22 protein-coding genes and 2 pseudogenes are annotated in these 21,883 nt (G+C 62.5%); 19 read left to right on the top strand and 5 right to left on the bottom strand.

Annotation, left to right across the window (positions count from 1 at the left end; genetic code table 11):
* Nucleotides 1-10: 10 nt before the first annotated feature.
* Nucleotides 11-868: an NAD-dependent epimerase/dehydratase family protein gene (locus N8A98_RS02810; RefSeq protein ID WP_262168972.1), complete on the bottom strand. Its 858-nt coding sequence runs from the start codon at nucleotides 866-868 to the stop codon at nucleotides 11-13.
* Between the two features lie 151 nt (nucleotides 869-1,019).
* Between N8A98_RS02810 and N8A98_RS02805 the strand changes: the two genes are divergently transcribed.
* Together N8A98_RS02805 and N8A98_RS02800 are read left to right on the top strand one after the other, a co-directional pair.
* Entirely contained in the window at nucleotides 1,020-1,358 is a 339-nt protein-coding gene (locus tag N8A98_RS02805) for an SH3 domain-containing protein (protein WP_113122722.1), read from the top strand.
* Nucleotides 1,359-1,455: 97 nt separating this feature from the next.
* Entirely contained in the window at nucleotides 1,456-2,457 is a 1,002-nt protein-coding gene (locus N8A98_RS02800) for an asparaginase (RefSeq protein ID WP_262168970.1), read from the top strand.
* Here N8A98_RS02800 and N8A98_RS02795 read toward each other — a convergent pair.
* Complete coding sequence (locus N8A98_RS02795) at nucleotides 2,454-3,806, bottom strand: TIGR03808 family TAT-translocated repetitive protein (RefSeq protein WP_262168968.1); 1,353 nt, start codon at nucleotides 3,804-3,806, stop codon at nucleotides 2,454-2,456. The genes N8A98_RS02800 and N8A98_RS02795 overlap by 4 nt on opposite strands.
* 144 nt (nucleotides 3,807-3,950) lie before the next feature.
* On the opposite strand from N8A98_RS02795, the gene N8A98_RS02790 reads away from it, so the two are divergent.
* Both N8A98_RS02790 and N8A98_RS02785 read left to right on the top strand, forming a co-directional pair.
* Nucleotides 3,951-5,438, top strand: coding sequence for a helicase HerA-like domain-containing protein (locus N8A98_RS02790; protein ID WP_262168967.1), 1,488 nt, complete (start codon nucleotides 3,951-3,953; stop codon nucleotides 5,436-5,438).
* The gene (locus N8A98_RS02785) at nucleotides 5,438-5,998 is read left to right on the top strand and encodes an LOG family protein (RefSeq protein WP_262168965.1); all 561 of its coding nucleotides are present in this window, start codon (nucleotides 5,438-5,440) and stop codon (nucleotides 5,996-5,998) included. Before N8A98_RS02790 ends, N8A98_RS02785 begins: the two co-directional genes overlap by 1 nt.
* 37 nt (nucleotides 5,999-6,035) lie before the next feature.
* Here the strand turns inward: N8A98_RS02785 and N8A98_RS02780 are convergent, their stop codons facing one another.
* From N8A98_RS02780 to N8A98_RS02770, 3 genes are all read right to left on the bottom strand, one after another.
* Entirely contained in the window at nucleotides 6,036-6,581 is a 546-nt protein-coding gene (locus N8A98_RS02780; RefSeq protein ID WP_262168964.1) for a response regulator, read from the bottom strand.
* 153 nt (nucleotides 6,582-6,734) lie between these two features.
* Nucleotides 6,735-7,340: a superoxide dismutase gene (locus tag N8A98_RS02775; RefSeq protein ID WP_262168962.1), complete on the bottom strand. Its 606-nt coding sequence runs from the start codon at nucleotides 7,338-7,340 to the stop codon at nucleotides 6,735-6,737.
* A gap of 81 nt (nucleotides 7,341-7,421) precedes the next feature.
* Entirely contained in the window at nucleotides 7,422-9,518 is a 2,097-nt protein-coding gene (locus tag N8A98_RS02770) for a S9 family peptidase (protein ID WP_262168960.1), read from the bottom strand.
* A 208-nt stretch (nucleotides 9,519-9,726) separates the two neighbouring features.
* On the opposite strand from N8A98_RS02770, the gene mbhE reads away from it, so the two are divergent.
* From mbhE to N8A98_RS02695, 15 genes and pseudogenes are all read left to right on the top strand, one after another.
* On the top strand, nucleotides 9,727-12,099 hold the full coding sequence (gene mbhE, locus N8A98_RS02765; protein WP_262168959.1) for a hydrogen gas-evolving membrane-bound hydrogenase subunit E: 2,373 nt from the start codon (nucleotides 9,727-9,729) through the stop codon (nucleotides 12,097-12,099).
* Nucleotides 12,096-12,514: pseudogene (locus N8A98_RS02760) on the top strand (Na+/H+ antiporter subunit B). Before mbhE ends, N8A98_RS02760 begins: the two are co-directional and overlap by 4 nt.
* Nucleotides 12,514-12,890, top strand: a pseudogene (locus N8A98_RS02755) (Na+/H+ antiporter subunit C). The pseudogenes N8A98_RS02760 and N8A98_RS02755 overlap by 1 nt, the downstream one beginning before the upstream one ends.
* A gap of 1 nt (nucleotide 12,891) precedes the next feature.
* Nucleotides 12,892-14,478 (top strand): proton-conducting transporter transmembrane domain-containing protein, encoded by a 1,587-nt coding sequence (locus N8A98_RS02750; RefSeq protein WP_262168957.1) that lies wholly within the window; start codon nucleotides 12,892-12,894, stop codon nucleotides 14,476-14,478.
* Nucleotides 14,475-14,954: a Na+/H+ antiporter subunit E gene (locus N8A98_RS02745; RefSeq protein WP_262168955.1), complete on the top strand. Its 480-nt coding sequence runs from the start codon at nucleotides 14,475-14,477 to the stop codon at nucleotides 14,952-14,954. The genes N8A98_RS02750 and N8A98_RS02745 overlap by 4 nt, the downstream gene beginning before the upstream one ends.
* A complete protein-coding gene (locus N8A98_RS02740; RefSeq protein WP_262168954.1) occupies nucleotides 14,951-15,259 on the top strand; it encodes a cation:proton antiporter in 309 nt (102 codons plus the stop codon). The genes N8A98_RS02745 and N8A98_RS02740 overlap by 4 nt, the downstream gene beginning before the upstream one ends.
* Complete coding sequence (mnhG, locus tag N8A98_RS02735) at nucleotides 15,256-15,606, top strand: monovalent cation/H(+) antiporter subunit G (protein ID WP_262168953.1); 351 nt, start codon at nucleotides 15,256-15,258, stop codon at nucleotides 15,604-15,606. The genes N8A98_RS02740 and mnhG overlap by 4 nt, the downstream gene beginning before the upstream one ends.
* Nucleotides 15,607-15,738: 132 nt before the next feature.
* Complete coding sequence (locus N8A98_RS02730) at nucleotides 15,739-16,161, top strand: Ros/MucR family transcriptional regulator (RefSeq protein ID WP_113122707.1); 423 nt, start codon at nucleotides 15,739-15,741, stop codon at nucleotides 16,159-16,161.
* A gap of 58 nt (nucleotides 16,162-16,219) precedes the next feature.
* Entirely contained in the window at nucleotides 16,220-16,495 is a 276-nt protein-coding gene (locus tag N8A98_RS02725) for a hypothetical protein (protein WP_262168950.1), read from the top strand.
* A 91-nt stretch (nucleotides 16,496-16,586) separates the two neighbouring features.
* Nucleotides 16,587-17,075, top strand: a complete 489-nt coding sequence (locus N8A98_RS02720) for a GNAT family N-acetyltransferase (protein ID WP_262168948.1) — start codon at nucleotides 16,587-16,589, stop codon at nucleotides 17,073-17,075.
* 21 nt (nucleotides 17,076-17,096) lie between these two features.
* A complete protein-coding gene (locus tag N8A98_RS02715; protein ID WP_262168947.1) occupies nucleotides 17,097-18,119 on the top strand; it encodes a glycoside hydrolase family 3 N-terminal domain-containing protein in 1,023 nt (340 codons plus the stop codon).
* Between the two features lie 179 nt (nucleotides 18,120-18,298).
* Entirely contained in the window at nucleotides 18,299-19,276 is a 978-nt protein-coding gene (locus N8A98_RS02710; RefSeq protein ID WP_113122704.1) for an ABC transporter permease, read from the top strand.
* Between the two features lie 15 nt (nucleotides 19,277-19,291).
* A complete protein-coding gene (locus N8A98_RS02705; protein WP_262172130.1) occupies nucleotides 19,292-20,170 on the top strand; it encodes an ABC transporter permease in 879 nt (292 codons plus the stop codon).
* Nucleotides 20,167-20,982: an ABC transporter ATP-binding protein gene (locus N8A98_RS02700; RefSeq protein WP_262168945.1), complete on the top strand. Its 816-nt coding sequence runs from the start codon at nucleotides 20,167-20,169 to the stop codon at nucleotides 20,980-20,982. Before N8A98_RS02705 ends, N8A98_RS02700 begins: the two co-directional genes overlap by 4 nt.
* Nucleotides 20,979-21,878 carry an ABC transporter ATP-binding protein gene (locus N8A98_RS02695; RefSeq protein ID WP_262168943.1) on the top strand — a complete coding sequence of 300 codons (900 nt, stop codon included), beginning with the start codon at nucleotides 20,979-20,981 and terminating at the stop codon, nucleotides 21,876-21,878. The genes N8A98_RS02700 and N8A98_RS02695 overlap by 4 nt, the downstream gene beginning before the upstream one ends.
* Nucleotides 21,879-21,883 lie beyond the last annotated feature (5 nt).

The raw sequence follows: 21,883 nt of genomic DNA, 5'->3' as shown, positions 1-21,883 counted from the left end.
GTGATCTGCCTCACACCTCGTTCCGCCAACTAAACTGCGGGGAATACCCCAAAAACCGTTTGGCTTTTTCAATACTCAGCAAGGTGCTGTTGGTGGCGATATTGCCCTTTTGCTCCACATTGGGGAACACTTCGGCCAGGAGCGACATGTTGGAGCGGCTCATGACAGTGTCGGCATTGGCGATGATGAAGGCTTCAAAGCCGGTGAAATCGGCCTGGATGGAGCGGCGGACGGCCTGGGCGCCGTCGCGGGCGTCGATATAGCCCCATAGGTTCCATTTGCGGCTGCGCGGATCGGCGTCGAATTTGGGGAAGGCCTTATAGTCTTCCGGATACATGACGTTGGAAAAGCGCAGGCCCACCATGCGCAGCGACGGGTCCCAGCGGCAATATTGGGCGGCCATGGTTTCGTCGAGCAGCTTGCCCAGTGAATAGGCGCTTTCCGGGCGCGGGAAATAGTCTTCATCGACCGGGGCATATGGCGGGGGGGTGTCGAAGGGCAGGCCCAGTACGGTTTCGCTCGAGGCAAACACCACATTCTTGATGTCGGCCAGGCGGCAGGCCTCGAACACATTGTAGCTGGTGGTGACGTTGTTGGCGAAGGTGCGGGCATTGGCGGCCAGGCCCGGCGCCGGAATGGCGGCCAGATGCACCACGGCGTCGAACGGCCCCTTGCGCTCGTCCACCCCGCCCAGAATGGCGGCGGCGACTTCGCCGAAATTGGTGAGGTCGATCCGAACCGTCGGGCAGATCGGCTCGGGGAGCGCCTGCTGGTCGATATTGAGCACCTCATAGCCATGCGCCACCAGATCGCGCAGCACGGCGCGGCCCAATTTGCCGCTGCCGCCGGTTACCAGAACCTTGGTCATTGATTGCTCTCCTCTTTTGTTGCGCCAAGTCTGGCACGCCGCGCCAGCGCCGCCAAGATGAACACTTTCTGAATGGCTGACTCAGGCGCGGTTCAAAGCGATGGCGGCATAGTCCTCGACAACAACGCAACTCTGCCGAGGGACAACGCAGATGAACAAGAATCAGGAAAAGGTTTTGGTCGCCGCGCTCTGCGGCCTGGTAATCACCGCGGCGGGCGCCTTCGCCGTGCAGCCCGCCATGGCCGCCGGCTATCAGGTTGACCAATTGGCCAAGGTGAGCGGCGTCGCCCATTGGGACCAGCTCAATGTGCGCAAATGGCCAGCCTCCTATTCCCAGCAGGTCGGCGCCTTCGAGCCCGGCAGCCATGTCTGGGTCGAGCGCTGTATCAAGGCCAAGGCCGGCGCCGATTGGTGCCTGGTCGATTCCCAGGACACGCGCGGTTGGGTGAACTCGAAATTCCTCACCGTGGTCCACGATTGGGACATCTGATTTTCCAAAGTTTTCGTGCTGCCTCCTACCCATGCCATGTTGACTTTTCCGGTCCTGCGCTGTTCGTGAAGACAGCCTGGACCGGAGTTTTTTTGTGATGGACGCCAATCCCATTCTTGCCGAGACCGTGCGGGGCAACTGGGTCGAAAACCGGTTCCGCGGCGCCTATGCGGTGGTCGATGCCAGCGGCAGAGTCATCGCTTCAGCGGGCGATATCGAGCGGGCGATCTTTCCGCGCTCGGCCATCAAATCCATGCAGGCGCTGCCGATTTTTGCGCGCCATGCCGAAGAAAAATTCCACCACACGAGCGAAGAATTGGCGTTGGCCTGCGCGTCGCATCACGGCGAGGATGACCATGTGGCGACGGCTAGAGGGCTGTTGAGCCGGCTTGGTCTGTCGGTGGCGGATCTGGAATGCGGGGCACATGCGCCAACCAATCCGGCGGCGCGCGACGCCTTGCGGGCAACGGGCGCGGAGCCGAGTGCGCTGCACAATAATTGCTCGGGCAAGCATTCGGGCATGCTGAGCGTGGCTTTGGCCATGGGCGTGCCGACCGCGGGCTATGTCGGGCGCGAGCATGCGGTGCAAAAGGCGGTGCGGGCGGCGGTCGAGGCGGTGATCGGAGAGGAACTGACCGAGGACAAATGCGGCACGGATGGCTGTTCCATCCCGACTTTCGCGGCACCGCTACGGGCTTTTGCCTATGGCTTTGCCCGCATGGCGACGGGCGAAGGACTATCGCCCGAACTTGGCTTGGCGGCGCGGCGGCTGTTTGATGCGGCGACGGCGCATCCGCATCTCGTAGCGGGAACGGGGCATGCCGATACGCTGATCATGGCGGCGTTCAAGGGCCGCGTGATGCAGAAGATCGGCGCCGAAGGCGTGCAATGCGGCGCCATTCGCAACAAGGGCTGGGGCTATGCCATCAAATGCGACGATGGCAATCCGGCAGCGTCGCAGGCCATGCTGGCGGGACTGCTGCTGAAATTTGCCGAGCCGGATGCGGAGCAGAAGGCGGTGCTGGAGAAGTTTGCCGGGCAGGTGATCAAAAGCGTGCGCGGGGCAGATGTCGGAGTGCTGCGGACGCTGGTCGCTTAACTCTGCGGCGTTTTCCCCACTGTCACGCTGCCGACGGTAACATTGGCAAAGCGATTGGCATTGGTGATGAGGTCGGGTTCGACGATGTCGCGCCAGGCCATACCGACAACGGCGTGGTCGCGGGCGTTGGAAATGAGATTGTTGGCGATGTGGACCGGGCCGGCGCCGTCGACCACGCTGACGGCGATGCCGATATTGGCGGTGGAAACCACATTGCCCGAAATCATCACATTGCGCAGGAAGGGGCCGTAGCCGGCGGAAATGGCGACGCCGGGCACGTTCTGGACGGTGTTGCCGGTGACGGCAGCGTCGGCCTGTGCCGCGATGCCATAGGGGCGGGTGTCGGGATTGACCAGCGAAAGCGGGGTGATGTTGCGCACGATGTTGCCGCTGCACACGGCGAGATGGCCGCCGCTATCCAGATTGGTCATGGAAATGCCGCCGGCGGCGCCATCCACGATATTGTTGGCGATGACCGAGCCTGAGAATCCGAACTCGGAGAAGATGGCGACCTCGCCCGAGCGCAGGCACATATTGCCCGAGACCTGGCTATTATTGGTGGCGTTGAGGCGAATGGCGGAGAAGGCGCAATCGGCGATGTGGTTATCGGCCACGATCACCTCGTCGGCCCGGAAGACATTGATGCCATTGCCGTTCTGGCCATTGCCGCCGCCGCGCCAATCGACCTTGGCGATGCGGTTGCCGGTGATGATGGAGCCATCGGGGCCGGAAGCGCTGCGCCAGATGCGGATGCCGGCATTGCCGCAGTCGCTGATGGAATTGCCGGTAATCAGCAGGCCGCGGCTGTCCGTGGCGTGAATGGCGGCGTCGGCATGGCGGGCGAAATTGCAATTGGTGACGGTGACGGCCGAATCGGTGATGCGCAGCGCGCTGGCGGGGCTGTTCGCAAAGCTGCAGCGCTCGAGCGTCACGGTGAGGCTGCCGGTGACGTCGAGCAGGGCGTCGCCGTCGATCGTGCCGGTATTGCGGGCATCAAAGCCGATATCGCGCAGCACGAGGTTCGATACATTGCGCGCCTGGGCAATGCGGCCGCCATTCCAGGTTGTGAGCTGGGTGGCGCCGGGCACGCCCTCAATGCTCACCTGGCTGGGCAATTGCAGGTCGCGGACAAAAATCGCACCGGCGGGCAGGAGCAACGTGGCGCCCTGGGCCGCAGCGGCATCGAGCGCGGCCTGCATGGCCTTGCTCTGGTCATCGGGCAAGGCGGCGATGACGCCGAAATCCTCGGCATTGAGCGGGGCCGCGGCTTGGGCGGCGGTGACGGCAAGGCTGGCCATGGCGATGCCAGCCAGCGCCTGACGACGGTTGAGCAATGAAATCCCGGCCATGCGCTATCCCCCACTTGCTGCAGCCAAAGTACAGGAGGGCGGCCGACGGGGCGAAGCGTTTCCCAAGTTATGATTATCAGCCTTTGGCTTGTCCGCGTGCGCGGCGGGCGGCTATAAGGCTTGGGAACATGAAGGGGATGCGACATGCTGCTCGACGACAAGATTTATCTCGGCCAAAGCACGCATCCTGAATATCTGGCGCTCAAATACGGCAACCGGCATGGTCTGGTGACCGGGGCGACCGGTACCGGCAAGACGGTGACACTGCAGGTGATGGCCGAGGGTTTTTCGGCAGCGGGCGTTCCGGTGTTTGCCGCTGACATCAAGGGCGATCTCTCCGGCGTCGGCAAAATGGGCAAGGCGCAGGGCTGGCAGACCGAGCGAGCGGCGGCTATCGGCTTCACCGATTACAAGGACGATGTGTTCCCGGTGATCTTCTGGGACCTGTTCGGCCGACAGGGTCATCCGATTCGTGCCACCATTTCGGAGATGGGCGCGCTGCTGCTCAGCCGCATGCTGGAACTGAACGATACGCAGGAAGGCGTGCTCAACATCGCCTTCAAGGTGGCCGATGATGAAGGGCTGCTGCTGCTCGACCTGAAGGATTTGCGCGCGTTGCTGGTCGACCTGCAAGAGCGGGCCAAGGAAATCTCGACCCGCTATGGCAATGTTTCGACGGCCTCCATTGGCTCGATCCAGCGCGCTTTGCTGGTGCTGGAACAGCAGGGGGCAGAGAATTTCTTCGGCGAACGGGCGCTCGATATCCAGGACCTGATGCGGACCGACCGCGATGGCAAGGGCTTCATTTCGATCCTGGCGGCGGACGAGCTGATGCGGGCGCCGCGCCTTTACGCCACCTTCCTGTTGTGGATGCTGAGCGAACTGTTCGAGGCGCTGCCGGAAGTCGGCGATCCGGCCAAGCCCAAGCTGGTATTCTTTTTCGACGAGGCCCACCTGCTGTTTGACGATGCGCCCAAGGTGCTGGTCGACAAGGTAGAACAGGTGGTGCGGCTGGTGCGCTCCAAGGGCGTTGGCGTCTATTTCGTGACGCAGAACCCGGTCGACATTCCCGAGACGGTGCTGGCGCAATTGTCCAACCGCGTGCAGCACGCCTTGCGGGCCTATACGCCGCGCGAGCAGAAGGCGGTGCGCGTGGCGGCCGACACGTTCCGGCCCAATCCCGATTTTTCGACGGCCGAAGTGATCACCCAATTGGGTATTGGCGAGGCGCTGGTGTCGCTGCTGGAAGACAAGGGCGTGCCCTCCATGGTGGGGCGCACGCTGATCCGGCCGCCTTCGGCACAGGTCGGGCCGCTGCTGCCCGAGGAACGCCGGGCCATCATCGCGAATTCGCCGGTAGCCGGGCTATACGACACGGTGATCGACCGCGACTCGGCATTTGAAGTGCTGGCGCGCAAGGCACAGGAAAAGCAGCAGGCCGAGGAACAGCAGCGGGTGCAGGACGAGCGGGCCAAGGTGGAACGCACCTACCAGGAACCCAAGGCGACGCGTGCCTCGACACGGCAATCGCCGGCCGAAGCGGCGATGAATTCGCTGGCGCGCACGGTGGCCAATCGACTGGGGAACGCGCTGGTGCGCGGCATTCTCGGCGGCCTCAAGCGCGGCCGGTGATGATGAACGATATTGCTGCCGCCGCGCCGGTTCTAGCGGTCTTTGCGTCGGACAAGGGGCCGGGCGACGCTGAACGCGCTAGCCTCATGAGCCAGACGGGCACCTATTTCGCCCGGCGCGGGGCGAGCATCATTTGCCTGGTTGAAAAGGGCGTCATCCCGGTGCCGCTGATCACGGCGGCCCGCGCTGCGGGCGGGACTGTGCAATTGATTGCTGACGCCAGCATCGTCTTGCCCTCGGCCTTGGCCGGGGTGGCGATGGAGGTGATCGCTGAACCTGCGGAACGCATTGGCCGGGTGGCACAATTGGCGGATGCGCTGGTGGCGTTGCCGGGGTCGCTGGCCTCGGTGTCAAACCTGTTCGGCGTGTGGACGGCGGCGCGCGCGCTGGGGCGGAACTGCCCGGTGGTCATGCTCAACCGGCACAAGGCGTATGAGGTGATGCGCGGCTATGCCGCCGATGTGCTGTCACCGGGCCTGCCGGGCCATGACCGGGTGGTGCAGTTTGCCGATTCGGTTGAGGATTTGTGGAGCCGGGTTAGCCGGTTGGTGGAGCGGTAGGGCGCTCATCCGCCGGGCCCGACTGACAATGCGGCGATCAGCCCTCAAGTCCCGGATGCTGGGGTTTGCGGCGGTCGGGGAAGAGGGGGATGACGTTGTCGGTGGAGCGGCGGGTTGGTACCGGACGTGGCACGACGGTGGCAATGCGGTTGCGGCGGTCGGGGCCGCGATAACCGCCCAGGATGCCCACGACGCTGCGATTGCGCAGGCGTGACTGCACGCGTTGCAGTAGATGACGCGGCGACATTGGCTTGATGATGACTTCATCAATGCCGGCGCTGATGGCCTGGTGGCGCATGGGCGGGGTAATGGTGCGGGTCAGCGCGATGACGGGCACGTCGCGGGAAACCAGGGCCGTGTTGAGGCGGATAGCCTCGACCATTTCATAGGCGGGGCGGCCTTCGCGGTCGAAATCGCAGACCAGGATATCGACGGGCGCCAGATGCATGTAGGCGAGTAGGGCCGCTTCATTATCAAACTGGCGGACCTTGAGCCGCGTGTCGCCGGCCACCACCATGCTCAGCAGCGAAGAGAGCGCGGTATTCGCAGCAATGATGGCAACGACTTTTACCGGCTCGGTCACGCAGTAAACCCCAAAGTTAACAATCCGTTAACATGCGGCAACGTGGAGCGGTAGGGGCCGGTTCCAAAATGGGATAATTCGTAGGGGGAAATCCACAGGCATGAAAAAGCCCGCCGGCGCGGTGCTCGGCGGGCTTTTGCCTCCGAAGGAGCCTTACTTGGCTTCTTCGAACATCAACTCGACATGTTCCCAATTGACCAGGTTGTCGAACCAGGCTTCGAGATATTTCGGGCGGGCATTGCGATAATCGATGTAATAGGAATGCTCCCACACGTCGACGCCCAGAAGCGGGTGGCCGCCATGGATCAGCGGGCTTTCGCCATTCGGGGTCTTGGTGACTTCGAGCTTGCCGTTCTTGAGCGCGAGCCAGGCCCAGCCCGAACCGAACTGGGTGGTGCCGGCGGCGATGAAATCGGCGCGGAACTTGTCAAAGCCGCCCAGATCGGAATCGATTGCCGCCTGCAGCTTGCCCGGCAGCTTGTTGCCACCGCCATTGGGCTTCATCCAGTTCCAGAAATGCACGTGGTTGTAATGCTGGCCGGCATTGTTGAAGAGGCCGGCATTCTTGCCATAGGCCTCCTTGACGATGTCTTCGAGTGGCAGGATTTCGAGGCCCGAACCCTCAAGCAGCTTTTCGCCGTTGGTCACATAGGCCTGGTGGTGCTTGTCGTGGTGGAACTCAAGCGTTTCGGCCGACATGTAGGGGCCCAGTGCGTCATAGGCATAGGGCAGGGGCGGCAGAGTAAACTTGGTGGACATGAAGGCCTCCGTTTTCTTTTGGGGATTAGACGCTGAGGTAGGTTCGAGGGAATGTATAAGCCGATTATGACGCCACAACAATCAGTTGGCAGGGAAACTGCCTTCCAATCCAACCGCATTCAGCGCAAAAGCATAGCACTCGGCGGTTTCCTTGAGACGATCGAAACGACCAGAAGCGCCGCCGTGGCCGGCGCCCATATTGGTCTTGAGGTATAATGGGGCATTGCCCGTCTTGGTTGCGCGCAGCTTTGCCACCCATTTGGCGGGCTCCCAATAGGTGACGCGCGGATCGGTCAGGCCCGCCAGTGCAAAGATCGGCGGATAGTCGTGCGCGGCGACCTGTTCATAGGGCGCATAGGCGGCGATGCGGGCGTAATCGGCTGCCGAAGCCAGCGGATTGCCCCATTCTGGCCATTCGGGCGGGGTGAGCGGCAGGGTTTCGTCCAGCATGGTATTGAGCACGTCGACAAACGGCACCTGGGCGAGAATGCCGCCCCACAGATCCGGCCGCAGATTGGCGATGGCGCCCATCAGCATGCCGCCGGCCGAGCCGCCCTGGGCGACGATGCGGCCCTTGGACGTATAGCCTTTTTCGATCAGCATTTCGGCCGAAGCGATGAAATCGGTGAACGTGTTGGTCTTGTTTTCGCGGCGGCCGCCGACATACCAGCGATAGCCCTTTTCCATGCCGCCGCGAATATGCGCCGTGGCGTGGATGAAGCCGCGATCGACCAGCGACAGTGCCGAAATCGAGAAGGATGACGGCATGGACATGCCATAGGCGCCATAGCCATAGAGCAAAGCCGGGGCCGAGCCATCGAGCTTGGTGCCCTTGCGATAGAGCACCGTGACGGGCACCTGCTCGCCATCAGTCGCGGTGGCGAAGAGGCGGCGGGTTTCGTAATCGTCCGGGTTGTGGCCGGAGGGCACTTCCTGCTCCTTGAGCAGGGTGCGGGCGCCGGTGTCCAGATCCACATCGAAGGTGCGCGAGGGCGTGGTGGGCGAGGCATAGGTGAGGCGGAACACCGAAGTATCAAACTCGTAGCCGACCGACATGCCCAGCGAATAGGCTTCCTCGTCGAATTTGACGGTCTCTTCCTTGTGGCTGCGCAGGTCGCGCACCACGATGCGCGGCAGGCCCTCGTGGCGTTCGAGGCGCAGCAAGTGGTTCTTGATCACGATGGTGTCGAGGATCAGCACGCCCTGTTCGTGGGGAATGAGATCGGTCCAGTTGTCAGCGCCGGGATTGTCGACGGGAGCAGTGACGACCTTGAAATCTTCGGCGCCGTCGGCATTGGTGCGGATGTAGAGCAGGCCATCGCGCTCCTCGATGTCATATTCCCGATCGGTGACACGCGGGGCGACGAGACGCGGCGCACCACCCAGTTCGGCATCGATCAGCCAGCATTCGCTGGTCTGGTGATCATGGGCGTCGATGACGATGAATTTGTCGGACTGGGTGCGGCCGACGCCGACGAAAAAGCCAGGGTCTTTTTCTTCGAAGATGATCGGGTCGCTGGCCTGATCACTGCCGATCGTGTGGAGGCGCACCCGGTAAGGGCGGTGGTTGTCGTCATACTCGGTGTAGTAGAGCGCGTTGGAATCATTGCTCCAGACATAGGAGCCAGCGGTTTCCTTGATGATCTCGGCGCTGTCTTCGCCGGTATCCAGGTCACGGATGACGATGTCATAATATTCCGAGCCGGCGCGGTCGGCGGCCCAGGCGAGATAGCGATGCGATCGATCATGCTCGGCGCCGGCAAAGCCGAAATAGCCGTCGCCCGCTTCTACATTGCAATCGAGCAGAATGGTCTCTTCGTCGCCATCGCGGGGGGTGCGCACGATCAGGGGGTATTGCTTGCCCTCAAGCATGCGCGAATTATAGGCGAAGGGGCCATCGGGCGAGGCAATGCCGCTGTCATCTTCTTTGATGCGGCCGCGAATTTCCTTGTAGATCGCCTCCTGCAGCGCGGCAGTTGGCTTGCCGAATTCGCTCTCGTAGAAGCTGTTTTCGGCGTCCAAGTAGGCGCGGATTTCCGGGTCCAGCGTCTCGGGCTTCTGCATCACTTCCTGCCAGTTGAGCGCGCGCAACCAATGATAGGGATCATCGCGGCGATCATTGTGATAGGTCGCGAAGTGGGGCTTCTTGGCGGCGACGGGCGGCGTGAGCTTGGTCATGGGCAGGTCCGGTTGGAAGGCGGGCGGAGACTAGTGCGTTGTGACGCTGGCGGGTAGGGGGAGATGTAGGGCTGATTGCGGCGAATGCGAGGGCACGCTTTCCCCAGAAGTCGGACACGGGTGAACCGGTTTAGCTTGTGACGTCCGACTCATTCGCTAAGGTCTGGCCTGGACATCGCCAACACAGAATCGCGCGGAGGGCCAGGGCTTGGAATTGAACGCGGGCATAGCGCTGGTTGCAATTGCGCCGTTTATTGCCGCCCTGCTGGCGCCGCTGCTGCATCGCTTTGCGGCGCCCACCTTGGGCTGGCTGCTTGCTTTGGTGCCGGCCGCTATTTTTGTGTTTCTGCTGCAATTCCTCGGTCCGGTCGCTGCTGGGCAGACCGTGGCGACGGCAATCGACTGGGTGCCGGCCTATGGCCTCAAGCTGTCGTTTCTCATCGATGGACTGAGCCTAACCTTTGCGCTGACCATTTCGGGCGTCGGCACGCTGATCGTGCTTTATGCGCCGGCTTATCTCAAAGGCCATGTGCATCTGGGCCGGTTCATGGGGTTCATGCTGGCCTTTATGGGGGCCATGCTGGGGCTGGTGCTGGCCGATAGCTTGCTGGCGCTGTTTGGGTTTTGGGAGCTGACTTCGGTGACCTCCTTCCTGCTTATTGGCTTCGATCATTCCCGGCAGGCGGCGCGGCGGGCGGCGGTCCAGGCGCTGGTAATCACCAATATTGGCGGCATGGCGCTGCTGATCGGCGCCATTCTCGTGCGGCAGCTTTCGGGCAGTTGGGAAATCTCGGCGCTGAATAGCCTAGCGGATGAGCCGCTGTATGGGCTGGTGCTGGCGTGTTTCCTCCTCGCCGCCTTCACCAAATCGGCGCAGGTGCCGTTCCATTTCTGGCTGCCCAATGCCATGGAGGCGCCGACGCCGGTTTCGGCGTTTCTGCATTCGGCGACCATGGTACAGGCCGGTGTGTATCTTTTGGCGCGACTGTCGCCTTCGCTGGGCGGTACGGTGGCCTGGAGCACGATCCTGCTGGTGTTTGGCGGGGCTACGCTGATCTGGGGAGCGCTGGCGGCGCTCAAGCAGACCGACCTCAAGCAGATGCTGGCGCAGACCACGATTGCCTCGCTGGGGCTATTGGTGATGCTGATCGGGCTGGGCAGTGAAACGGCGACTGCGGCGGTGATCGTCTATTTCGTGGGTCATGCCTTCTACAAGGCGGCGCTCTTTATGGTGGTAGGCGCTATCGACCACGAGACCGGCACGCGCGATATTACGGCGCTGGGCGGGCTGGCCGATCGGATGCCGTTGACTTTTATCGGCGCGGCTTTGGCGGCTTTGTCCATGTTCGGCTTGCCGTATACGCTTGGCTTTTTCGCCAAGGAGGAAATGTATGCCGGGCTGAGTGACGGGCCGTGGCAGGATATTTTTGCTTTGGCCGTGCTGGTGGCGGGCAATGTGCTGCTGGGCGCGGTGGGCCTGCTGGTGGCGATCAAGCCGTTCCTCGGCGCGGAAGTGACGACCCCCAAATCTGCCCATGAGGCCCCGATTGCCATGCTGGCCGGACCGCTGGTGCTGGGCGCAGCCGGTGTGGTGGTGGCGGTGATGACCGATTGGTTCGGCCATTCGGTGCTGGAGCCGGGGGCGACGGCGATCATGGGCGCGCCGGTGCCGAGTCACCTGACGCTGCTGATCAATCCGGCGAGTATTGCGCTGTGGCTGTCGGTTTTGACCTGGGCGCTGGCCGTGCTGGTCTATCAGCAGGCGGCGACGATCCGCACGCTGCTGCGGCGGGCAAGTTCCGCGCTGTGGACGGCCGATCAGGTGTTCGATGCGGTCATGTTCGGACTGATCCGCTTTGCCGGAGCGGTGACGCGGGCGCTGCATCATGGGCGGCTGGAGCTTTATCTGGTGACGGTGTTTGCCATGCTGGCGCTGGCCCTGTTTGTGCCGTTTCTGGCGCTGGGCGGGATCGATGCGCTGCTGCCGCTGTCCGACTTGGGAGATTGGTCGGCGCGGCTGGTCTGGCCCGATTTGCAGCCCTATGAATGGGCGGTGGCGCTGCTGGCCGTGGTCGGGCTTGGGGCGGTACTGGTGGCACGCAACCGGCTGGTGGCCATCGTGTCCCTGGGCATTCAGGGAACGGCGGTGGCGCTGATCTTCCTACTGTTTGGCGCGCCCGATCTGGCCTTTACCCAATTCATGGTTGAAGTGCTCTCCGTGGTGATCCTGGCGCTGGTGATGACGCGGCTGCGGCTCGATGAGCGCGATCATCGGCCGTTCGAGGACCTAGCGCGCGACGGCACACTGGCTGTTGTCTGTGGGGCCGGGGTGTCCCTGGCGCTGATGGTGGTGCTGTCGGGCACGCTCGATACGCGGCTCAGCGATTTCTTCACCGCTACCAGCGTGCCCATCGCGCATGGCGCCAATATCGTCAACGTCATCCTGGTCGACTATCGCGGCTTTGATACGCTGGGCGAAATCTCGGTGGTGATGGGGGCGGGCATTGCCATCCTCGCACTGCTGCGGCGCAAGAAGGCTGCGGCCGCCAAACCAGCACGGGCGCGGAAGGCGGCATCATGAACACGGTGATTTTCCGCACTATCGCCCCGCTCATTGTGGCCATCATGCTGATGTTCTCGGTTTATGTCTGCCTGCGTGGGCATAACGAGCCGGGCGGTGGCTTTATCGGCGGGCTGATTGCGGCTTCCGCTCTGGCAATCTGGGGCATGGCGGCGGGGGTCGAGACAGCACGCAAGGCGCTGCGGGTCGATCCGCTGGCGCTGGGGGGGCAGGGGTGTTCGCGGCGGCTTTGTCCGGGCTGGCTTCGGCCTTTACCGGCTCGCCCTTCATGACCAGCATCTGGCTTTATCTCGATCTGGGCGACACGACGGTCCCGCTTTCGACGCCGATGATTTTCGATATCGGGGTCTATTTCGTGGTGCTCGGCACCATCACCTCGATCGCGCTGGGCCTGCAAAGCGGGGAGGAAAGCTGATGGATCAGGCGCTTGCCATACTCGTTGGCCTGTTCATCGCGCTGGGCGTCTATCTGCTGCTGTCGCGGTCGATCATCCGCATGCTGCTGGGCGTGACCATTTTCGGCAATGGCGTGAACCTGTTGATCTTCACTGCCGGGCGGCTGACGCGGGAAGTGGCGCCAATCGTGCCGGGGGGCTCGATCACCCGGCCGGGCCGATCGCCAATCCGCTGCCGCAGGCGCTGATCCTGACCGCCATCGTCATCGGCTTTTCCATATTCAGCTTCCTGCTCGTGCTGGCCTATCGTGCCTATCAGGGGCTCGACGCCGACAATACCGACACGATGCGTCTGGCAGAGCCCGAAGACGCGCCGCGTCCGCCGCTGAGTTATTGAGATGGATCATTTGGCCCTCCCCACCGCAATGATCGAGGCGCCGACGGCGCTGGCCGATTGGGTCATCGTGCTGCCGCTGGTGCTGGCGCTGCTGGGCGCTGCTGTGCTGCTGATGTTGCGGCAGGTCCGGCATGTGCCGGCGCTGATTGCCGGTCTAGTGGTCATCGCCATTATCGCCTGCGAGGTGGTACTGCTGTCACGGATCGCGGTCGAGGGGCCGCTGAGCATGACCATGGGCAAGTGGCTGCCGCCCTTCGGCATCAGCTTTACCGCCGATATTTTTGGCGCCGCCTTCGCGCTGGCTGCGGCTTTCGTGACGCTGATCGTCATCATCTATGCCGAGGGCGAGCGCGGCCCCGATGAGCGCGGCGATGGCTTTCATGCGCTGGTGCTGCTGCTTTTGGCAGGCGTCACCGGCGCTTTCCTGACCGGCGATCTGTTCAATCTCTATGTCTGGTTCGAAGTGATGCTGATCGCCTCCTTCGGGCTGATCGTCACCGGCGGGCGGCCGCTGCAACTCGATGGCGCGGTGAAATATGGCTTCCTCAATTTTCTCGCGACCACGCTGTTCCTGCTGTCGCTGGGGCTGACCTATGGACTGCTCGGCACGCTCAACATGGCCGATATTATCGGCAAGGCGACATCAGCCAATCCGGCGGCGCTGACCGGTATCGCTGCGCTATTGCTGCTGGCTTTCGGCATGAAGGCGGCGGCGTTTCCGCTCAATGCGTGGCTGCCGGCCTCGTATCACACGCCGCCGGCGGTGATCTCGGCGCTGTTTGCCGGGCTGCTCACCAAGGTGGGCGTCTATGCGCTGCTGCGGGCGCTGGTGCAGCTGTTGCCGGCGAGCCGGGATATTCTCGAGCCGGTGCTGTTGCTGGTCGCCATCGCGACGCTGCTGATCGCCCCGCTCGGGGCGATTGCCGAGACGAACCTGCGCCGGGCCATCGGCTTTCTGGTGATTGGGGGTATCGGCGCGGTGCTGGCCGGAATCGCGCTGCCCACCGAGGGCGGCGTTGCCGGGGCGGCGCTCTATGTGTTCCACGCTATTCTCACCATGACGGCGCTATATCTCGTCGCCGGGCTGATCGAGCAGCGCACGGGCCAACGCGATACGCGGCTTATGGGCGGGCTTTATGCCGCCAGCACGCCGCTTTCGGTGCTGTTCCTCGTGCTGGTACTGGCGACGGCCGGCGTGCCGCCCTTCCTCGGCTTCTGGCCGAAACTGCTCTTGCTCGATGCCGGAGTGCAGCAGGCGCTGACGGGGGATTGGGCCGATGGCGTGCTGGTGCTGGCGCTGCTGGCCAATGCCGTGCTGACGCTGATCGCCGGCTCGCGGCTCTGGGCGCATGTGTTCTGGCGCTCGGGCGTCGAGGGAGCCTCCGAACATGAGACGGTGACACTGCATCGGTCCGGCGCGCGTGACCAATGGCTGGGGCTGGGTGCGAGTGTCGTGCTCACGGCGCTGATCGTGCTGGCCGGGCTGTGGCCCAACCTGTTGTTCGAGGGCGCCCGCACCGGGGCGGCCGACTTGGTCGATCCGTCGCGCTACATCGCGGCGGTGGGCCTAGCGGAGGCGACGCCATGAGCCCGGCAATCATTGTTATCGTCCTGGCGCTGGGCTGGGCCGCCGTCACCGGCAATTTCTCGGGACTGAACCTGGTGTTTGGTGGCGCCATCGGCGCCATTGCCGTCCTGCTGCTGCGCAGCGCCTTCGCGCCGCCCCGCGCGTTGCGCAAATTGCGGCGAATCACTTCGCTGGCACTGCTGTTTCTCTATGAGCTGGTGCTCAGCGCCATCCGCGTGGCCATTGTCGTGGTGACACCGGACCTCAAATCGGCGCTGCGGCCGGCGATTGTCGCGGTGCCGCTGACGGTTACATCGGATGCCGAAATTACCCTGCTCGCCAATCTGATCACGCTGACGCCGGGCACGCTGAGTATCGACGTGTCCGAGGATCGCAGCGTGCTTTATGTGCATGTGCTGACGCTGTCGTCGCGCGACGCGCTGATTGCCGATATCGCCAAGGGGTTTGAAACCAAGGTCAAGGAGGTGTTCGCATGAGCGCAACCGTGCTCTCTGTCGTGACCATGATTTCCCTGGTCATCCTCGCATTGGCGCTGCTGCTGTCTGTGGTGCGCGTCATCATCGGGCCGAGCCTGCCCGATCGGGTGTTGGCGCTTGATCTATTGACCGTGTCCGCCATGGGCTTTGTCGGCGCCATAGCGATCCGCACCGGGCTGACGCTATACCTCGATATCGCCATCGCCCTGGCGCTTTTGGGCTTTCTGGCAACGGTGGGTTTTGCCCGCTACATACTGTCGCGGCAGAGGCCGGTCCCAGGCACCCATGGGGAGGGCCAGCCATGATCGCCGACCTGCTGATCTATCTGGGCTGCGCCGCATTGCTGGCAGGCGCAATATTCACGCTGCTGGCGGCCATCGGCGTGTTAAGGCTGCCTGACCTTTATATGCGCATGCACGCGGCATCCAAGGCGGGTGCGGTGGGCGGCGGATTGATTTTGCTTGCCGTGGCATTGGTTTGCTTCGACGCGGCGGTGGCGTTGCGGGCAATAATCGGCGTCGGTTTCTTACTGCTGACCACCCCGGTTTCGGCCCACCTTTTGGCGCGGGCAAGTCATCGCACTGGCTATCGGGCCGACAAATTGATGGAAATCGACGAGCTCAAGTCTAAAAGTGGCCAAAGTTTGATGTGATCATTTTACATCATTGTTGTGGTGGCAATGTTGTGGACGTTGGGTTGCGTGTGGCAATAAACGGCACTAGAAATGAAGGATGGCGGCGACCTAGCTTGTTGCTGCCCAATAAAAATAATGAAAGGTTGAACTATGAGCGACAATACCGGAACGGCGGCCGGTTTTGAGAGCGATCTGATCGAACTCAGCACCGAGATCGTCTCTGCCTATGTAAGTCATAACGCTGTGAGCCCGACTGATCTGCCCAAGCTGATCGCCGAAGTTCATGGCGCCTTGCGTGCTCTTCAGAACAACGAAGTACCCGTTGCCGTTGAAGAACTCAAGCCTGCTGTACCCGTGCGCAAGTCTGTTGCGGCCGATTACATTATCTGTCTCGAAGATGGCAAGAAATTCAAGTCTTTGAAGCGTCATCTTCGCACCCACTACAATCTCTCGCCGGAAGAATACCGCGAGAAGTGGGGCCTGCCGGCCGACTACCCGATGGTTGCTCCGAATTACTCGGCAACCCGCTCGAAGCTGGCCAAAGATAACGGCCTGGGCCGCAAGGCTGCTTAAGCAGCCGGCGCGCTACGATCCGCCGCGTCCTCGGCAACAGGACAGTGGCGCAACGCAAATGTTCAACGGCCGCTCAGGCAGCGTGTGGCCGCGAGAAGTTGGTTTTGACGATACTCGTCGGAACGTTGAGGTTTCCGACCTCAGACGGAGTTTGATTCGGCTGCAAGGCCGAGCGGATTTCGGGACGAACACTGAAACAAAAAAGGGTCGCGCAGATGATGCGCGGCCCTTTTTTGGGTTTTGGGGGGTGCTGGTGGCGATTTTCCGCATTCTGAAAATGAACGTCGCCGTGCACCGCAATCGCTCATCCACCAATGAACGCGTTTCTGGATAGCGTTCGCCGCTTGCTTGCCAGCCGGCACAAATTGGTATTAGCGTGTCTAGATTGGTATTGTCCGAGCAGACTCACCTGGCAGCGAGCGCGTATGACCGATTTGCTTGTGAACCTCTATTCCCGGCGTCTCGGTGAGCTTGCCGCGCGCGTTGACGATGTCGAGGCCAGCATCCGTGTCGCGCTGCCTCCTGAGCAGCATATCGTCACCGACTGGGTGCGCACTAATTTCAGCGCTTATTGGGCTAGCGAAGTCGCCGTCGCCATGGCGCATCAGCCGCCTGGCTGCCTGATCGCGACTATTGACGGCACACTGGTGGGCTTTGCCTGTTATGACGCGACCGCGCGCGGCTTTTTCGGGCCGACGGGCGTGCATGAAGCTATGCGCGGCAAAAAGCTCGGGCTGGCGCTGCTCTATCACAGCCTGATCGCAATGAAGGCGCAGGGCTATGCCTATGCGATCATCGGCTCGGCGGGGCCGATGGATTTTTACACCAATGCGGTGGGCGCCGTGCCGATCGCTGCCGACAAGGAAGACATTTATCAGGGCCTGTTGCGGATCAAACCCGCTGCCGGAGGCTGACACACTCATGGGAAAGATCTGATGGCCAGCACACCGCTCGCTCTGTTCGTCGGCATGCCGGGGCTGGAGCTATCCGCCGACGAGGTCGCGTTTTTCCGTGAAACCAACCCCTATGGGCTGTTCCTGTTCCGGCGCAATCTGAACAATCCGGAGCAGGCCAAACGGCTGACGGCGCAGTTCCGCGAAGCTGTGGGCCGGGACGACGCCGCTGTGTTCATCGACCAGGAAGGCGGGCGGGTGCAGCGGCTCGACAATGGCCGCTGGCCCTCGTTCCGCAGCTTCGGCGCCTTTGGCGCGTTGGCGCAGAAGGATTTCGAGCTGGCCAAAAAGGCGCTGCGGCTATCGAGCCAGGCCATGGGCGCGATGATGGCGGAGCTGAATATCGACAGCGGCTGCACGCCGGTGGTCGATATGGCGCTCAAGGGCATGCATGAAGTGATCGGGCAGCGCGCATTCGGTGCCGATACGGAAACCATCGTCGCCTTGGGCCGCGAAGTGATCGCGGGCATGCTCGAGACCGGGGAAATCCCGGTGATGAAGCATATTCCCGGCTATGGACGGGTGACCGTCGATCCGCATTTTACCTGCCCCGTCGTCGACGCCTCGCTCGAGGACCTGATGGCGACCGATTTTGTGCCCTTCATCCAGCTCAAGGACACGCCCTGGGCCATGGTGGCGCATCTGATCTTCACCGCCTTCGATGCCGAGCGGCCGGCTTCGGTGTCGCCGGTCGTGTGCGAACTGATCCGCAATGAACTCGATTATGACGGGGTGCTGATCACCGATTGCCTGAGCATGGAGGCACTGAGCGGCACCTGGCCGGAGCGGGTGACCCGGGCGTTGGACGCCGGCTACGACATTGCGCTGCACAGCCAGGGCGACCTGGCCGCGAGCCAGGCTGCGGCACGGGCCGCTCGGCCGCTGAGCGAGGCAAGTCTCAGGCGCATTGCCGCCGGTAATGCCAAGCGGGGGAATTTGCGGGTCGACGTGCGGGCGCTGCACGCGGAGGTAGAAGACATCTTCGCCGCTAACGGCATCGCCTAGGGGCATCCGCGGGAGGGCGGCTCGATCGATGTTCAAAAACCATGTGTGCAGGGAGCTTGCCGCCCCGGTGTTTCGCTTGCTGGCCGGGGCTCCACTCCAATAGACTTCGCATCGGGCGCGCCGGACCAAGTCGCACCCATCGTCCTGTGGCCTGGGCCGCATCATCCAGGGATAGATAAATGAGTTTCTTGCTGCGGCGCCTCGCTTTCTACCTCGCCGCTTTCATCGCGGCGGCGACCATCAATTTCTTCCTGCCGCGGGTGATGCCCGGCGACCCCATTCAGATGATGTTCGCCAGTGCCGGTTCGGAACTGTCGCTGGAAAATCTCAATGCGCTCAAGCTCACCTTCGGCTTCATCGAAGCCCCGCTGTGGCAGCAATATCTGACGTACCTCCAAAGCGTGTTTACCGGCGATCTGGGCGTATCGATCAAATATTTCCCGCTGCCGGTCACCGAATTGCTGGCGCGGGCGCTGGTCTGGACGGTTGGGCTGATGGGACTGGCCACCATCCTGAGCTTTACCTGCGGCACCCTGCTGGGGGCGCTGGCGGCGTGGCGGCGGGGCAGCCGGCTCGATACGTTCATTTCGATGAGTGCGATTTTTTCGAGCTCGGTTCCGGCCGTGGTCATCTCGCTCGTCATGCTGTTCATCTTCGGCTACCAGTTGGGCTGGTTTCCCAGCGGCTATGCCGCCGATCCCATGCTCGACCCGGCCTTTTCGGCGCAATATATCGGCAGCGTCATCCGCCATGGCACGCTGCCCATGCTGACCCTGTTCATCGTGCTGGTCGGCGGCTTTGCCGTGACCATGCGTAACAATATGATCAACCTTCTGGGCGAGGATTACATCGTCATGGGCCGGGCCAAGGGGCTGGGCGAAAGTCGGGTCATGCTGTGGTATGCGGCGCGCAATGCGCTATTGCCGACCTTCAGTGCCCTGGCCATTTCCATCGGTACGGTGCTGGGCGGCTCATTGGTAACCGAGGTGGTGTTCAACTATCCGGGGCTGGGCAATGTGCTCTATCAGGCGATCCTGGCGCGGGATTATCCGGTGATCCAGGGGCAATTGCTGATCATGACCGGCGCCATGCTGGTTTCCAATTTCATCGTCGATCTGAGCTATGTGCTGCTCGATCCGCGCCTGAGGAAGGCCTGAGCCATGCAGCAACTCATCTCGGGCCTGCTCCGCAACCGCAAGGCCGTGATCGGCGCGATCATCCTGCTGTTGATCATCATCGCGGCCTTTGCTGCGCCGCTGCTGAGCCAATATTCGCCCACCGCGCGCGTGGGGCGGCCACATCAGCCGCCATCGCTTGAGCATTGGCTGGGCACGACCCGCGTGGGCCGCGATGTGTTCATCCATCTGATCTATGGCGCGCGCACCTCGCTGGCCGTGGGCTTTGGCGCCGGGTTGATGATCACCCTTATCGGCACGGTGCTGGGCATCATTGCCGGCTACAAGGGTGGGGTGATCGACGAGATCATCAACTTCTTCACCAATATGGTGCTGGTCGTGCCCAACCTGCCGCTGCTGCTGGTGCTGGCCGCCTTTATCGGGCAGGCGAGCCCGCTGGTGATTGCCGTTATTCTGGGGCTGACCTCCTGGGCCTGGGGTGTGCGCGTGACCCGGGCGGAAACGCTGTCGATCCGGCAGAAGGATTTCATCAAGTCGGCTGAGATGCTGGGAGAGCCCTCCTGGCGCATCATGGCGTTCGAGATTTTCCCCAATCTCATTTCCATCGTTGGGATCAATTTCATCGGCAGCGTCATCTTCGCGGTGATCACCGAGGCGACGCTGGAATTCCTCGGGCTGGGCGATCCCAATACCGTGTCCTGGGGGATCATGCTCTATAACGCGCAAAATGCCTCGGCGCTGTCGGTCGGGGCCTGGTGGGATCTGCTCTCGCCCTGTATCGCGCTGGCATTGCTGGGGCTGAGCCTGGCGCTGATCAACTTTGCCATTGACGAAATTGCCAACCCGCGGCTGCGCACGGGCGGGCGGCTGGGGCGCTGGGCGGCGCTGGTGCAGGCCGGGGAGGGGCGGCTATGAGCGTGCCCGTCCTGTCGGTCAAAAACCTCTCCATCGACTATATCGGCGACGAGACGGATTTCCGCGCCGTGGACGATGTGAGCTTCGATATCGGGCCGGGCGAGTTCTTCGGGCTCGCCGGAGAATCAGGCTGCGGCAAGAGCACGATCGCTTTTGCCATCAGTCGGCTGCATCGCCCGCCAGCGCTGATCCGCTCGGGGCAGATTCTACTGCAGGGCCGCAATGTGCTCGATCTCGACAAGGAGCAATTGCGCAAGTTTCGCTGGAGCGAAGTGGCCATGGTGTTCCAGAGCGCCATGAACTCGCTCAATCCGGTGCTGACCATCGAGACGCAATTCTACGATGTGCTGCACACCCATTTGGGCATGAACCGCGCGCAGGCGCGGGAGCGGGCAGCCGAGCTGCTCAAACTGGTCGATATCTCGGTCGATCGGCTCAAATCCTATCCGCATCAATGCTCGGGCGGCATGCGGCAGCGCATCGTCATTGCCATATGCCTGGCGCTCAATCCCAAGCTGCTGATCATGGATGAGCCGACGACTGCGCTCGATGTGGTGGTGCAGCGCGAAATTCTGCAGCGCATCGACAAGCTGCGGGTGGAGCTCGGATTTTCCGTATTGTTCATCACCCATGACCTGGGGCTGATGGTGCAGGTATGCGACCGGATCGGGGTGATGCTGGAAGGCAAGCTGGTCGAGGTCAATGGCGCGCATGACATCTATACCGCGCCCCAGCACGACTATACCCGCAAGCTCTGGGCCTCGATGCCCCGGCTGCATGGCGAGCAGATCAGGCAGGGCGCCCAGCAATGATTGACCAAAACCCCGTCCTCGCACTCGACAATGTCTCCAAGGTATTCGGCAAGGGCGACACATCCATCTATGCCGCGCGCTCGGTGTCCTTCGCGCTGAGGGCCGGCCGCACGCTGGCGCTGGTGGGCGAATCGGGCAGCGGCAAGACCACCTGCGCCCGGCTGATCATGCGCGAATACCAGCCCGATCAGGGGCAATTGCTGTTCCGCGGCGTGCCGGTGACCCATTCGATGGCTGCCTATCGCCGGGCGGTGCAGATGATTTTTCAGGACCCGTTTTCGGCGCTCAATCCGGCGCACACGGTGCAATATCATCTGGAGCGGCCGTTGCGGCTGCATCAGAAGGGGCTGAGCGCGGCGCAGCGCAAGGCGGCCGTTGCGGAATTGCTGGAGCGGGTCAAGCTCGATCCGGCCCTTATGGCGGCCAAGTTTCCCCATGAGCTCTCGGGCGGACAGCGCCAGCGCATCAGTATTGCGCGGGCTCTGGCAGTGGGGCCGGAGGTCATTGTGGCGGATGAACCGACCTCCATGCTGGACGTCTCGGTGCGGCTGGGCATTTTGAATCTGCTCAACGAAATGAAGCGCTCGCTCGGGCTGGCGCTGCTCTACATCACCCACGATATCGCCACGGCCCGCTACGTGGCCGAGGACATTATCGTGATGTATGCCGGCCAGATCGTGGAATGGGGGCCGACGGAAAGCGTGCTGAACGATCCCCAGCATGCCTATACGCGGCTGCTGCTGTCGGCGGTGCCGGACCCGGACATACGGTTCGCCCAATCGCAGTACAATGCCGAGATGGCGGATGTAGACAATATCCGGCGGTTATCCGCCGCGCCGCAGCCGGTGATCAGCGAAGTCGGGCCGGGGCATTTCATTCGGCCGATTGCGGGGTAGGGCCC

Origin of the sequence: Devosia neptuniae, assembly GCF_025452235.1 — a bacterium.
Lineage (GTDB): Bacteria > Pseudomonadota > Alphaproteobacteria > Rhizobiales > Devosiaceae > Devosia.
The sequence above is the reverse complement of the archived record's forward strand: the minus strand, read 5'-3'. Positions and strand labels throughout refer to the sequence as shown.